Origin of the sequence: Micromonospora sp. C97 (assembly GCF_018070385.1) — a bacterium.
Classification (GTDB): Bacteria; Actinomycetota; Actinomycetes; order Mycobacteriales; family Micromonosporaceae; genus Micromonospora; species Micromonospora parva.
This window is the reverse complement of the sequence record NZ_JAGPXU010000025.1, coordinates 20,166-32,892: the sequence shown is the minus strand read 5'-3', so window position 1 is coordinate 32,892 and position 12,727 is coordinate 20,166. Positions and strand designations below refer to the sequence as shown.

11 protein-coding genes are annotated in these 12,727 nt (G+C 71.6%); 5 read left to right on the top strand and 6 right to left on the bottom strand.

Annotated elements, in window-relative coordinates; genetic code table 11:
* Positions 1–41: 41 nt before the first annotated feature.
* The 3 genes from KBX26_RS25310 to KBX26_RS25300 all read right to left on the bottom strand — a co-directional run bounded on the left by KBX26_RS25310 (position 42) and on the right by KBX26_RS25300 (position 2,870).
* The gene (locus tag KBX26_RS25310) at positions 42–971 is read right to left on the bottom strand and encodes an oxygenase MpaB family protein (protein WP_245233505.1); all 930 of its coding nucleotides are present in this window, start codon (positions 969–971) and stop codon (positions 42–44) included.
* Positions 968–1,678 carry a haloacid dehalogenase-like hydrolase gene (locus KBX26_RS25305; protein ID WP_210866569.1) on the bottom strand — a complete coding sequence of 237 codons (711 nt, stop codon included), beginning with the start codon at positions 1,676–1,678 and terminating at the stop codon, positions 968–970. Before KBX26_RS25305 ends, KBX26_RS25310 begins: the two co-directional genes overlap by 4 nt.
* A 145-nt stretch (positions 1,679–1,823) precedes the next feature.
* A complete protein-coding gene (locus tag KBX26_RS25300; RefSeq protein ID WP_210866568.1) occupies positions 1,824–2,870 on the bottom strand; it encodes an SMP-30/gluconolactonase/LRE family protein in 1,047 nt (348 codons plus the stop codon).
* A 285-nt stretch (positions 2,871–3,155) separates the two neighbouring features.
* Between KBX26_RS25300 and KBX26_RS25295 the strand changes: the two genes are divergently transcribed.
* The 4 genes from KBX26_RS25295 (at position 3,156) to KBX26_RS25280 (ending at position 6,742) form a co-directional block, all read left to right on the top strand.
* Positions 3,156–4,334 carry a MalY/PatB family protein gene (locus KBX26_RS25295; RefSeq protein WP_210866567.1) on the top strand — a complete coding sequence of 393 codons (1,179 nt, stop codon included), beginning with the start codon at positions 3,156–3,158 and terminating at the stop codon, positions 4,332–4,334.
* A 208-nt stretch (positions 4,335–4,542) separates the two neighbouring features.
* On the top strand, positions 4,543–5,058 hold the full coding sequence (locus KBX26_RS25290) for a SigE family RNA polymerase sigma factor (protein ID WP_307857901.1): 516 nt from the start codon (positions 4,543–4,545) through the stop codon (positions 5,056–5,058).
* Complete coding sequence (locus KBX26_RS25285; RefSeq protein WP_210866566.1) at positions 5,055–6,224, top strand: hypothetical protein; 1,170 nt, start codon at positions 5,055–5,057, stop codon at positions 6,222–6,224. Before KBX26_RS25290 ends, KBX26_RS25285 begins: the two co-directional genes overlap by 4 nt.
* Before the next feature lie 134 nt (positions 6,225–6,358).
* Positions 6,359–6,742, top strand: a complete 384-nt coding sequence (locus KBX26_RS25280) for a hypothetical protein (RefSeq protein WP_245233524.1) — start codon at positions 6,359–6,361, stop codon at positions 6,740–6,742.
* Between the two features lie 11 nt (positions 6,743–6,753).
* Here KBX26_RS25280 and KBX26_RS25275 read toward each other — a convergent pair whose 3' ends face one another.
* The 3 genes from KBX26_RS25275 to KBX26_RS25265 form a co-directional block, all read right to left on the bottom strand.
* Positions 6,754–7,152: a hypothetical protein gene (locus tag KBX26_RS25275; protein ID WP_036410719.1), complete on the bottom strand. Its 399-nt coding sequence runs from the start codon at positions 7,150–7,152 to the stop codon at positions 6,754–6,756.
* A 136-nt stretch (positions 7,153–7,288) separates the two neighbouring features.
* Positions 7,289–8,164 (bottom strand): alpha/beta fold hydrolase, encoded by an 876-nt coding sequence (locus tag KBX26_RS25270; RefSeq protein WP_210866565.1) that lies wholly within the window; start codon positions 8,162–8,164, stop codon positions 7,289–7,291.
* A 9-nt stretch (positions 8,165–8,173) separates the two neighbouring features.
* Entirely contained in the window at positions 8,174–9,187 is a 1,014-nt protein-coding gene (locus KBX26_RS25265; RefSeq protein WP_210866564.1) for a hypothetical protein, read from the bottom strand.
* A gap of 449 nt (positions 9,188–9,636) precedes the next feature.
* Here KBX26_RS25265 and KBX26_RS25260 point away from each other — a divergent pair, with 449 nt between their 5' ends.
* The gene (locus KBX26_RS25260; protein ID WP_210866563.1) at positions 9,637–12,636 is read left to right on the top strand and encodes a glycoside hydrolase N-terminal domain-containing protein; all 3,000 of its coding nucleotides are present in this window, start codon (positions 9,637–9,639) and stop codon (positions 12,634–12,636) included.
* The last annotated feature ends 91 nt before the right edge of the window (positions 12,637–12,727 follow it).

The following is a 12,727-nucleotide window of genomic DNA, read 5'->3' as shown; positions in this document are numbered from 1 at the left end:
GGTCCGCCGGCCGTCCCTCCAGGTCGGCCGGCGGACCGCGGTCACTCGGGTGCCGGCTCGCGGCTTCGCCGATCTCGCCCGGCCGGTTCGGTCACGCCGGTGCCGGCGACCCCGCCGTCGCGGCGGTCGTGCCGCGGGCCGAGCTGGCTGATCTCGTACCCGTCGGGGTAGCTCCTGGCCCGGATGCCGTCGGCGAACAAGGCCGTCGCCCGTGGCGCGCCGAACCACCGCTGCGACAGTGAGCGCGTCTTCAGGGCCAGGTGCAACCCCGCCCGGACCGGCCAGGCCGGCGTGTCCACCCGCGTCGCGCGCCGCAGCGGCGCGTCGTACAGGGCACTGACCAGTGCGTCTCCCAGCGGCGCGAGCATCCGGGGGAGCCGGGCGAGCATCAGCATGCGGGTGGCCCGTTCGATGGCCGCCGCGTCGTCGTTGGGTTGCAGGTGAGCCGCGTCGTGCGCGTCGAACCAGGTCTCGAACTCGTCGTACGACGCGGGGATGTCGGTGATGCCCATCCGTCGGCCGAGTTCCCGGTAGAACAGGTACGTGGCGTGCCGTTCGTGGCAGCAGGGCGGGCGCCAACCGTACGCCTGCAACCACCGGGTGGGGATCACGACCAGGCAGCCGAGGACGTAGCGGAAGTCGTCGTTGCTGATGTCGTACGGGCGGTGGATCTGGTTGACGCGCCGCAACGCGTCACGGCCCCGGGGCTGCTCGAAGCCGTTGAGCACCATCTCGTACATCAGCAGGCCGGTGTCGTCGATCCGCTTCTGGGTGCGTTCGGTCAGCTCACCGGTGGCGGCGTGCACAGTGGCGATGGCGGGGACGGAGAAGGACCGGTTGAAGGCGAGGTTGAGCCCGAGCTTCATGTCCCACGGGAACTCGTGGCGCAGCATCGTCTGGTAGATGTCCAGGTAGTCGCGCTCCGGATCGAGAGCACGGGTACGGGTCAGGTTGTCGTAGCGGCCTCTCATCGGTGGGCGTCTCCCATGGTCGGCCCTGGTGACCGGCGGTTCGGGGCCCCTCCCGGTGCCGGTTCCTCCTCCGGGAGGTGAGCACCCGTCCAGGTGACGGTGGCCAGCCGGGCGCCGAGTAGCCGCCGTGCCCGGGCGGTCTGCCGGGCGTTCGCGTTGACCAGCACCGGCTGCTGCGCGGCGCTGAGGATGGGGAGATCCGACAGCGAGTCGCTGTAGGCCACCCGCCACGGTGGCGTCACCCCGTGGGCGGCGAGCTGCGTTACCTTGGCCGACCCGTGGTTGTGCACGATCAGCTTCGGCCCGCGAATGCGCGAGGCCACGAGCTCGACCTCGGCGAGGCCGATCACGTCGAGCACCGCGCGCGCCAGGGTGTGCTCGCAGGCGGTCACCACGATGACCCGGTCGCCCGCGTCGAGGTGGGACCGGACAGTGCGCAGGCCGGGCCCGATGATCCGCCCCGGCTCTTCGCCGAGGTCCGCGCCGAAGCGTGCGAGCTCTGCGGTCAACTCGTCGGCGTTGCGGCCCGACAAGCCGATCCGGCTCACCCACCGCGCCGCCCACGGACGCGCCGCGGGAACGGCGGCGACGGGCGCGAGGAGGACCAGTAGCGCGACGGCGAGCGGCAGCCGGGCGCCGGCGAAAGCAGTGCGGCGCAGGAACAGGCCGAATGCGTCGCCGCGCAGCAGCACACCGTCAAAGTCCACGATCACCGTGCCGGCGGTCGACGCCCCTGTCGCACTACCGACCACTGTGCCACCGGCGGTTCGCCATCAGTCGAGTGTACGGGCGGCCGGCGTCGGCGGCGGTGTCCGACCGCCCGGCACTCGACGGTGAACCCGCCAGCGACGCTCAGTACGGATATCCGGGAATGTTGAGTCGCACGCTGTACAGCCCGGAGTCGCCCCACGGGGCCGACGTGATGAAGAGGGTCTGCCGGTCGGGACCGCCGAACGCGACGTTTGTCGTGCCGGTGTTACCGGGCCGGATCGTGCCGAGCGGGGTGCCGGCCGGGGAGTAGACGTGCACCAGCGAGTCCCGACCCGAGGTCCAGTAGACGTTGCCGGCGCAGTCGATGGTGCCGCCGTCCGGACCGCCGATGTAGTTCACGAAGACGCTGCGGGCGCCGACGCTGCCATCGGGCTGGACGACGTACTTGTAGATCTTGTTCTCGGCGTAGGCGCCCACGTACAGTGCGCTCCCGTCCGGCGACAGCGAGATCCCGTTGGGTTGGCGCAACGTGTCGTCCACCAGCGACACCTGCCCGCCGGAGACGCGGAAGACGCTGGTGCGCCCGCTCATCTGGTCGGGCCGGTTGCCGCGCTGGAAGTTCGGGTCGGTGAAGTAGACGACGCCGTCCGATCGGACCGCGACGTCGTTCGGCGAGTTGAACGCCCGGCCCTGGTAGTTGGCCGCGACGGTGCTGCGGGTCCGGTCGCTCAGCCGGTACGCGGAGACGCTGCGCTGGTCGTGGGTGGCCGCGACGAGCTCCTGGGCGTCGGCGGTGAGCGCGAGCCCGTTGCTGCCGGCGTTGGCGATGAACGTGTCGAAGGTCGCCGGCGGGGTGAACCGGCGGATCGTCGACGGCTGGACGTTGTACGGCCCGGTGCCGGCGGTCATGTCGGACATCAGCAGGTAGCCACCGTCAGCGACCCAGACCGGCCCTTCGAGGAAGGTGAACCCGCCCCGGATCCGCGGAGCCGTCACGGTGCTCGCCGGCAGCGGCGGACCGTAACTGACGCCGGTTGGGCAGGCCCCGGGCGGTGCGCCGGGCGGACCGGCGAGTGCGGCGTGCGCGCTGGCCTGCGCGGCGTGGACGGCAGCACCGGCGGGCACTGTGGTGGTGGTGACCGCGAGGCACAGGCCAGCCAGCGCGGCAAGGGTGGGACGCCAGGTCATCGAACACTCCAATCGGCGTCGAGGGTGGCGATGGCCGGCGTGCAAGGTCGGGGGCTGGCACGGCGTGAGGACGGGGCCGTCGACGTGAATATTCGGGAGCCTAAATCATGAAGCAGTGGTCCGCAGCGGTTTTGTCGTCAGATATTTCGAAGCGGATCCGGTTTGTAGACAAAGGCGCTGGTCAATGCGAAAAGGTGGCCGTGGAATAGTTCCGAGCGGACCACAGTGGAGTGTCCGGCGGTGGTCCGGACACCGGGCCGGGACGTGGCGCAATAGGGTTGGGCCATGACCGGCCTGCTCAGTGGTGCCCGAACCGCAGCCAATCCGCTCCGTCAGCTCACGATCGACCAGCTCCGGCAGCGGACCAGCCTCAAGTGGCGGGAACACCCCGACGACGTGCTGCCGCTCTGGGTGGCCGAGATGGACGTGCCCCTGGCCGAGCCGGTCGCACTGGCGATCACCGACGCCGTCGCGCGCGGCGACACCGGCTACACCGCCGGCACGGCGTACCCGCAGGCGTTGGCGGAGTTCGCTCGGCGGCGGTGGGGCTGGGACGGGCTGGCCGTGGAGCGCACCGCACTGGTGCCCGACGTGATGCACGGCGTCGTCGAGGCGCTACGCCTGGTCACCGAACCGGGGGACGCGGTGGTCGTCAACTGCCCGGTCTACCCGCCGTTCTACGAGTCCGTGGCGCACGCCGACCGCCGGATCGTGGAGGCGCCGCTCGGCGAGACCCTGCGGATCGACCTCGGCACGCTGGAGGAAGCGTTCCGGCGGGCCCGCGCCGGTGGACGGCCGGCGGCGTACCTGCTGTGCAGCCCGCACAACCCGACCGGCGTCGTGCACACCGCGGCCGAGTTGACCGCCGTCGCCGACCTCGCCGAGCGGCACGGGGTGCGGGTGGTCGCCGACGAGATCCACGCGCCGGTGGTGGCCGGCGGAGCGCGGTTCGTGCCGTACCTCTCGGTGCCCGGCGCGGAGAACGGCCTGTCGCTGATGTCCGCCTCCAAGGGATGGAACCTGTCCGGCCTGCGCGGCGGGCTCCTCGTCGCCGGCCCGGCCGCGGCCGGGGACCTCGCTCGCGTCCCGTTCGGGGTCAGCGTCAGCACCAGCCACCTCGGCGTGATCGCCCACACCGCGGCCTTCCGCGACGGCGGCGAATGGCTCGATTCCCTGCTGACCGGCCTGGACGACAACCGTCGGCTGCTTGCCGACCTGCTCGCCGAGCACCTGCCGGCCGTCCGCTACCAACCCGGTCAGGGCACCTACCTGGCCTGGCTCGACTGCCGGGCGCTGGGCCTCGGCGACGACCCGGCCACCGTGTTCCTCGACAGTGCCCGGGTGGCGCTCAACTCCGGGTTGGCGTTCGGCACCGGCGGTGATGGGCACGTCCGACTGAACCTGGCCACCGCGCCGGAGCTCATCACCGAGGCGGTACGCCGGATGGCCGGCGTCGTCGGCTGAGACCGGCACGGATGTCGGTAGGTCGCTCTACGGGCCAGCGGGGCCCGCAGGCTTACCACCGCACTGGCCGGCCGACCCACTGATCCGCGTTCCGCCGGGCCGGGACACCCCCGGCCCGGCCGAGTGGTCCGCCTTCCGACCGTACTTCGCGGGGGACGCAACCTGATGGTCGTCCGGCCCCGTCGAGCTTGCGGAGGAGGGAGCCTTGATGGTGGATGCCGAGGGTGAGTTCGTGGAGTACGTCTCCGCGCGACTGCCGCGCCTGCATCGGACCGCGTTCCTGATGTGCGGTGACGCCCATCTGGCCGACGACGTGGTGCAGCAGACGATCACGTCGCTCTACGTGAACTGGCGCCGGGTCAGCCGGGCCGACAACGTCGACGCGTACGTCCATCGGATGCTGGTGCACAAGCTCGTCGATGAGAAGCGCCTGAGCTGGGCGAAGGTCCGGTTGTTGGGGTCTGCGCCGGTGCCGGAGCGCTCACCGGCGACCCCGCATGACGACCTGGCCGAGCGGGACAGCCTGCTCGCGGCGCTCGCCCGTCTGCCGCGCGGCCAGCGCACAGTGCTGGTCCTGCGGTTCCTGTGCGACCTGTCGCTGGCCGACACGGCCGCCGCGATGGGCTGCTCCGAAGGCAACGTGAAGGCGCAGACGGCCCGGGCTCTGGCGGCTGTTCGCCAGGTGCTCGACGTCGCCGAGATGTCAGTGAGGAGTCCGAGATGACCACCGTGGACGATCAGCGGTTCGCCGCGCTGCTGCGGTCGGTGTCGGTTCCCGAGCCGCGGGTCGACGTGAGCCGGGCCGTCCGCGACGGCCGGCGCCGCCGCCAGCGGCGCCGCGTCGCCGGAGTCGCCGCCCTGACGGTGCTGGCCGGGGTCGGTGTCGTGGGTGCCGTTCAGGTCGGCGGGACCGCCAGCTCGCCGGCGCCGACCACGCCGGCACTCGCGGTGTCGCCGGCCGCTACCGGGTCGGCCGCCCCCCGCCCGCCAGTCACCTGCCAGGCGTCGTGGTTGTCGCAGCCGATCGACGGTCCGGTCGCGGTGGCCGTCGGAGTCGACCCCACCGGGCGGTACGTCGTCGGCGACATCGGCACCGGGCAGGAGGACGGGCGGGTTGTGCTGTGGACCGACGGCAGGCCGGTCGTCCTGCCGAAGACCGCGCGGCACGCGGCAGCGGTCAACGCCAGCGGCCATGTGGTGGGCACCGACGGCGACGGCACCGGCTGGGTGTACCGGGACGGGAAGCTGCGTCCCCTGGCCACCCCGCCCGGCTTTGACGCGGTGCTCGTGCACGCGGTCAACGCCCGGGGTGACATCGTCGGGACGGCCCGCAGGTCGGACGACTCGCACCAGGCCGTGCGGTGGTCGACGGCGCAGCCCCAGACGTACCGGCTGATCGGCCAGCGGGGGTCGACCGCGACCGGGATCACCGACGACGGCACGATCGTCGGCGAGCTGGACCAGCAGCCCTACCGGTGGACGCCGCAGGGTGTCGGTGCGGCGCTGGCGGTGCCCGAGGGCTACCCCCGGGCGTCGGTCGAATCGGCGCGGGGTGAGTGGGCGATCGGGATGGTTCCGGGCGGCAGCAACGGCGGCGCCGTGCAGATGCTGCCGGTGCGGTGGAACCTCACCACCGCGGCGGTGAGCCTGTTGCCCTTCCCCGGGGCGAGCGGCATCTCCGGCGAGGGTGAGGTGCTCATCGGCGACGGCGCGCCGCTGATCGTCGCCCCGGACGGCACCTCCCGCCGGCTGCCGGGCCGACCCGAGGTCCGCGCGACCGAGCCGGGCACGTACACGGCGGAGGGGATCAGCGACGACGGTCTGACGGTGGTCGGGGCCGTCTACGAGAACCAGGCGTACCGGCCGCTGGTGTGGCGCTGCGGACGTTGACGGATCGAGCGGCCCCGTTCACCGCACGGTGGGGGACTGCCGGGGAGCGTGCCTCCGGGTCGTTTCAACCGACCGGGCCCGTGGGTACGCTCCCACCCGGCTGATCACCCGATCGACGGAGACTCCTCGTGATTATGGCGCTGCTGCTCGACCTCGCCAACATCGTCGGTGGCTTCCTGCTCGCCGTGGCGCTGCTGCGGCTGCTGCCGCGGGTCGGCGACGACCTGGGCCGCCTCGCCGGTCGGGCCGCCCCGATCGCGTGGGTGGTCGGCGTCGTGGCGTTGGTGACCGGCGGCTACTACCTCATCGTCCACCTGGTCTCCGGGCCCCGGGTGTTCCACTTCGAGGTGGTGGGCATCGGGGTGGGGCTCGCCCTGCTGTGGAGCCGGCTGACCGGTCGGCCGACGCCGCGCGACGGGCAGTCGGACGGCGCCACCGGAGTCCGGCTGTTGCTCGCGATCTTCGGCCTCATCGCGATCGTCGTCGGCGTCCAGGGACTGTTCACCCCGGACGGCTGAGGCTCACCGGCTCAGGCGATGGTGGACGGTCGCGGTGCCCTGGTGACCACGGCGCTGGCGAGCAGAAGCGCCACCGCTGGGAGGAACGCGCCACCGATGCCCAGCCCGAGCAGCAGCCCCCAGCCGGTGATGACGAGCGCGGCCACCAGGTCGGCGGCCACTGTCAGCCGACCGAACCGCTGCGCGAGGACGGGCAGCACCGCCGCGACGACGGGGACGCCGAGCAGATAACCGGCCGCGGCGCCCGAGTCATCCACTGTGAACGGAGCCAACGCGGCGGCCACCAGCACGGTGATCGCCAGGGCCGACCAGCGGAGCACCGACCGGGTGTCGGCCGGCCTGCGGAGCAGGACCACGAGACCGACGAGCAGGACGCCCACGACGGCCCCGACGCTCACCACACCGATCATGATGCTCTCCTCGACCGCCGCAGGTGGTGTCTCATCGAAGACGGCGGATCGTCGTCTCTGCGTCCACCATACGGCTGCCCCGGCCACCGGCACGAGGTCAGAACATCAGGCGCGTCCGTGCCGGGTCTGGGCGGTGTCAGCCGGCGTCCAGCACCTCCCGCAGCCGCGCGGCGAACTCCTCGGGTTTGCCCGCGTAGCCGAACTCGCCGCCGAGGAACCCGCCGTGGTGACTCGGGAACACCACGGCCTCCTGGCCGAGCAGCGCCGCGAGGCCCAGTGCGGTGCGCGCGGTGTACGTCCCGGCCGACTCTTCGCCGACCGCGACCACGATCCGGGTGGGCGCGGCGGTGAGCACCTCCGCGTCGGGCCGGTAGTCGGTGATCGCCCACGAGTTCTGCGACAGCAGCGGATCGTCGCGGCTGCCGTCGTCGTCGGCGGTCATGCCGAACATCGCAGGGTCAGGGGTGGGCTGGGCGAAGTAGGCGTCGGTGAACTCGCCCTGCCAGGAGGTCATCGCGATGAACGCGGCCATCCCCGCGCCCGAGCCCTTCGCCTGGTACGCCTCGTAGAAGCCGGCCCGGGCGCGCTCGGCGGCCGTGGCGTCGGGGAGCACGGCGTTGATCGGCGGTTCGTGCGCCACCAGGGTGGCGACGTCGCCGGGATGGGTGGCGACCAGTTCGAGGGCGGTCACCGCGCCGCCGCTGCTGGCGAAGAGGTCGACCGGACCGACGTCGAGCGCCTCGACGAGCGCGTGCAGGTCGGCCGCCTGCTGCTGCGGCGTGTGGTCGGACCGACCGTCAGTGCGGACGCTGCGGCCCAGGCCACGCGGGTCGTAGGTGAGGACCGTGCGGTCCGTGAAGTGCGGGGCGAGGGCGGTGAAGCCCTCCGCCGTCATCGGCTGGCCGATCAGGAGCAGCGCACGATGGACGCCGGTGGGAGGTAGCGGGCCGCGGACGTCGTAGACCAGGTCGACGCCGGGAATGTCCAGGGTGTGTGTCTGGATGTCCTGCATCCGATGAGACTACGGCCGGCCAGGGGAAATTGGCGGCGGCTGGCGGAGCGCGTCGTCGATGATGCCGGGCATCCGCCGGGCCACTCCCGCGAGGAGGTCCGCGACCTGGACGCGCGGGTCGTCGCGGGAGTCGACCATCACCAGCCCCGCCAGGGGTGACACCCCGGTCGGCAACGCGGCAGCCCGGTTGCCGCCGGCCGCCGACGCGTCGCCGTTGGCGGCCAACACCCGCTGAAGCCGGGTCAGCCGGTCGGCCGTCAGGGCACTCTGCTCGTCGTGGGTCACCAGCACCTGCCGCTGGCCGCCGCTCCAGGAAAGGACCGTTTCGGCCAGCGCCGGCAGCAGCGGCTCCAGCGGGGGAGGGACCGTGCGGTCGTCGGCGTCGAGCCTGGCCACCACGGTCCGCACCTGGTTCGGGCGGAGCCCGCCGAGGACGGCGTCGGCCACCGTGCCGAGGCCGTGTCGCCGCAGCGCGTCCCGGGCCTGGAAGAACCGCCGCACCGTCTGGTCGACCGGAAGCCGCCGCTTCATGCGGACCAGATCGACGAACGCCGACAGGAAGGCAGTCCAGTCGCTTCCGGTCGAGCGCCCGGCCGCGTACAGGGCGAGAGCGGCCGGATGGTGCTCGCGAGCCAGGCAGGTGCCTGCCGCGTACGACGGCTCGGTCAGCAGGAAGTCCACGATCCGGGTGACGAGGAAGAACTCCTTGTCGATGAGGTGGACGTGCGCGCGGCCGGCCAGCGTCGCCAGGAACCACTCCAGTGCCTCCTGCGCGCCGGAGCCGCGCAGGAACCGGCCGGACTTGAGCTCGTGCGGCGCGAACCGGAACCCGGACCGTAGGGCGGTGATGATCGCGACCGCCTCGTCGGCGGCCAGGTCGACGCTCGCGTGCGTGATCACCGGGGCGGTCGAGTGCAGCAGGTTCGTACCCGAGAATCCCGACTCGTCGCAGGCGATCCGCACGACGGCCCCGACCACCACCGCGCCGCCCGGCGGTAGTCCGCCTTGGAGGGGCGATCTCACCGCCGTCCTCCTGCCATGCCGCCCATGGTCACCCGTGATCCGGCGGAGAACAACCCGATTGTGGAGGCGAGAACGCTGGGCGGTGCCGGTGCTTGGCGCGGGGCGCAGCCGGATCGCCGTACATCTGATGTATGTCCTCCCGGGTGGGTCGTCGGCGGCAGCATCGTGGCCCATTGCCCGGCGCTGCCGCCTCGCTGCCTCGCTGCTCACCCTCCCGTGCATCTTGCTGACCGGGCACAGGGGCGCGGTGTCCACGCATTGATCGACCGTTGCCTATTCTGTGGCCCCGGAGTAACCTTCCCGAAACACATCAGATGTCTGGCGCGTCACTGCCGGGCGTCGGCCTGCTCAGGCAGGGTCCCGGTTGGCCCCACCAAGCGGATCCCCATGTCGAGTCCCACAGTTGTCACGCTTCGGGGTGGCCGGACTGGTCACCGTTTGGAGGATCGATGTCAGACCTGACCCGACGGCAAGCCCTCAAGATCGGCGCGGCCGGCGCGGGTGGCGCTCTCCTGCCGGTGCCCTGGACCGCCGTGGCACGTGCGGACTCGGTGGCGCCGCCGCAGGTGCTGGCCGCCGGTGACCTCGCGCTCTGGTACGACGAGGGGGCCGGCACCGACTGGCTGCGGGCGTTGCCGATCGGCAACGGCCGACTCGGCGCCATGGTCTTCGGCAACGTCGACACCGAGCGCCTTCAGCTCAACGAGGACACCGTCTGGGCCGGCGGCCCGCATGATCCCAGCAACACCAGAGGCGCGGGCGCGATCGCGGAGATCCGGCGGCTGGTCAACGCCAACCAGTGGACCCAGGCCCAGGATCTGATCAACCAGACCATGATGGGCAACCCCGGCGGTCAGCTGGCCTACCAGACCGTCGGTAACCTCCGGCTGGCCTTCGGATCCGCCAGCGGAGCGTCCCAGTACGACCGGACGCTCGACCTCACCACCGCCACCGTCACGACGACGTACGTGCTCAACGGCGTTCGTCACCAGCGGGAGGTGTTCGCCAGCGCGCCGGATCAGGTCATCGCGATGCGACTGACCGCCGACCGCAGCGGCTCGATCAGCTTCACCGCCACCTTCGACAGCCCGCAGCGCACCACCGTGTCCAGCCCGGACGGCACCACGATCGGCCTGGACGGCATCTCCGGGAACATGGAGGGCATCACCGGCCAGGTCCGCTTCCTCGCCCTGGCCAACGCGACAGTCAGCGGCGGCAGCGTGTCCAGCTCCGGCGGCACCCTGCGGGTGACCAACGCCAACAGCGTGGTCCTGCTGATCTCCATCGGCTCCAGCTACGTCAACTACCGCAATGTCGGCGGCGACTACCAGGGCATCGCCCGGCAGCGCCTCACCGCCGCGCGGGCCAGCAGCTACGACCAGTTGCGCAGCCGGCACGTCGCCGACTATCAGGCGCTGTTCGGCCGGGTCACCCTGGATCTGGGGCGCACGTCCGCTGCCGACCAGACGACGGATGTCAGGATCGCCCAGCACAACAGCGTCAACGACCCGCAGTTCTCCACGCTGCTGTTCCAGTACGGCCGGTACCTGCTGATCTCGTCGTCGCGGCCCGGCACCCAGCCGGCGAACCTCCAGGGCATCTGGAACGACTCACTGGCCCCGGCGTGGGACTCGAAGTACACGATCAACGCCAACCTGCCGATGAACTACTGGCCGGCCAACACCACCAACCTGGCCGAGTGTCACAACCCGGTCTTCGACATGGTCAGAGACCTTGCGGTCGCCGGAGCGCGGACCGCCCAGGTGCAGTACGGCGCCGCCAGTGGCTGGGTCACCCACCACAACACCGACGCCTGGCGGGCCACCGCCGTGGTGGACGGCGCGTTCTGGGGCATGTGGCAGACCGGTGGGGCCTGGCTGTCCACGTTGATCTGGGACCACTACCTGTTCAACGGCGACATCGAGTTCCTGCGGACGAACTACCCGGCCATGAAGGGCGCGGCACAGTTCTTCCTCAACACCCTGGTCACCGAGCCGACCCTCGGCTACCTGGTGACCAACCCGTCGAACTCGCCGGAGCTGAGCCACCACTCGAACGCCAGCGTCTGCGCCGGCCCCACCATGGACAACCAGATCCTGCGGGACCTGTTCGACGCCTGCGCCCGGGCGAGCGAGATCCTCAACGTGGACAGCACGTTCCGCGCCCAGGTTCGTGCCACCCGGGACCGGCTCCCGCCGATGAAGGTCGGGTCGCGGGGCAACATCATGGAGTGGCTCTACGACTGGGTGGAGACCGAGCCCAACCACCGGCACATCTCGCACCTGTACGGGCTGGCCCCGAGCAACCAGATCACCAAGCGCGGCACCCCGCAGCTGTTCGAGGCGGCCCGGCGGACCCTCGCCCTGCGCGGCGACGACGGCACGGGCTGGTCGCTGGCCTGGAAAATCAACTTCTGGGCTCGGATGGAGGAGGGCAAGCGGGCCCACGACCTGATCCGCTACCTCGCCACCACCGCGCGACTCGCGCCCAACATGTTCGACCTGCACCCGCCCTTCCAGATCGACGGCAACTTCGGGGCCACCGCGGGCATCGCCGAGATGCTGCTGCAGAGCCACATCGGCGAGCTGCACATCCTGCCCGCGCTGCCGCCGGCCTGGCCGAGCGGGCGGGTGACCGGCCTGCGCGGTCGGGGCGGGCACACGGTCGGCATCACCTGGGCGAGCGGTCAGGCCACCGAGATCCTCGTCCGACCGGACCGGGCCGGCACCGTCCGCCTGCGCTCCCGGATCCTGACCGGCACCGTCACTGTCGTCGACACCGCCGACGGTACGGCGGCCCGCACCACCCGGATCGAGTCCGACCTGATCGAGGTCACCGTGCAGGCCGGGCGCACCTACCGGGTCACCAGCTCCGGGGCCACCACACCGACGTTGGAGCAGAGCTTCAGCAACGTCGGCATCACCAGCGACAGCAACACCAACGTCGGCAACTTCGACGGCGGCGGGGCGTCGCTCTCCGCGCAGGCGCTGGCGCAGGCCGGTGCCAGCCCGGGAGGCACGATCAGCCGCAACGGGGTCACCTTCCGCTGGCCCAACGTCAGTTCCGGGGCCTCCGACAACGCCATCGCCTCGGGCCAGACCATCGGCATCAGCGGCACCGGCAGCACGCTGGGCTTCCTGCTCACCGGCACCTACGGCTCGGTGTCCGGCACCGGCACCGTGGTCTACGCCGACGGCACCCGCCAGACGTTCACGCTCAGCTCGCCCGACTGGTACGGCGGGCCGCACTCCGGGGGAACGGCGGCCATCGTGTCCGCGTACCAGAACCGGCCCAACAACGTCCGCCAGAACACCGCCGCGTGCATCTACTACGTCGGTGTCGGGTTGCAGAACAAGGCGGTGGCCTCGGTCGTGTTGCCCAACATCAGCGCCCGACCGGCGACGAACGTGCCGACCATGCACATCTTCGCCATCGCGATCGGGGGCTGACGGCAGGGGCCGCAGCCTCGGGGGAGCGTGACCGGGTCCGTCCCAGCTGGGACGGGCCCGGTCACGGATTTCGGGGGCGCTGTCGGGGTGG

Coding starts and splice junctions, on each gene's coding strand:
- KBX26_RS25285 (WP_210866566.1), top strand. CDS start 5,055: ATGACCACCGTGGACGATCAGCGGTTCGCCGCGCTGCTGCGGTCGGTG.
- KBX26_RS25275 (WP_036410719.1), bottom strand. CDS start 7,152: ATGATCGGTGTGGTGAGCGTCGGGGCCGTCGTGGGCGTCCTGCTCGTC.
- KBX26_RS25270 (WP_210866565.1), bottom strand. CDS start 8,164: ATGCAGGACATCCAGACACACACCCTGGACATTCCCGGCGTCGACCTG.
- KBX26_RS25280 (WP_245233524.1), top strand. CDS start 6,359: ATGGCGCTGCTGCTCGACCTCGCCAACATCGTCGGTGGCTTCCTGCTC.
- KBX26_RS25310 (WP_245233505.1), bottom strand. CDS start 971: ATGAGAGGCCGCTACGACAACCTGACCCGTACCCGTGCTCTCGATCCG.
- KBX26_RS25290 (WP_307857901.1), top strand. CDS start 4,543: ATGGTGGATGCCGAGGGTGAGTTCGTGGAGTACGTCTCCGCGCGACTG.
- KBX26_RS25295 (WP_210866567.1), top strand. CDS start 3,156: ATGACCGGCCTGCTCAGTGGTGCCCGAACCGCAGCCAATCCGCTCCGT.
- KBX26_RS25260 (WP_210866563.1), top strand. CDS start 9,637: ATGTCAGACCTGACCCGACGGCAAGCCCTCAAGATCGGCGCGGCCGGC.
- KBX26_RS25300 (WP_210866568.1), bottom strand. CDS start 2,870: ATGACCTGGCGTCCCACCCTTGCCGCGCTGGCTGGCCTGTGCCTCGCG.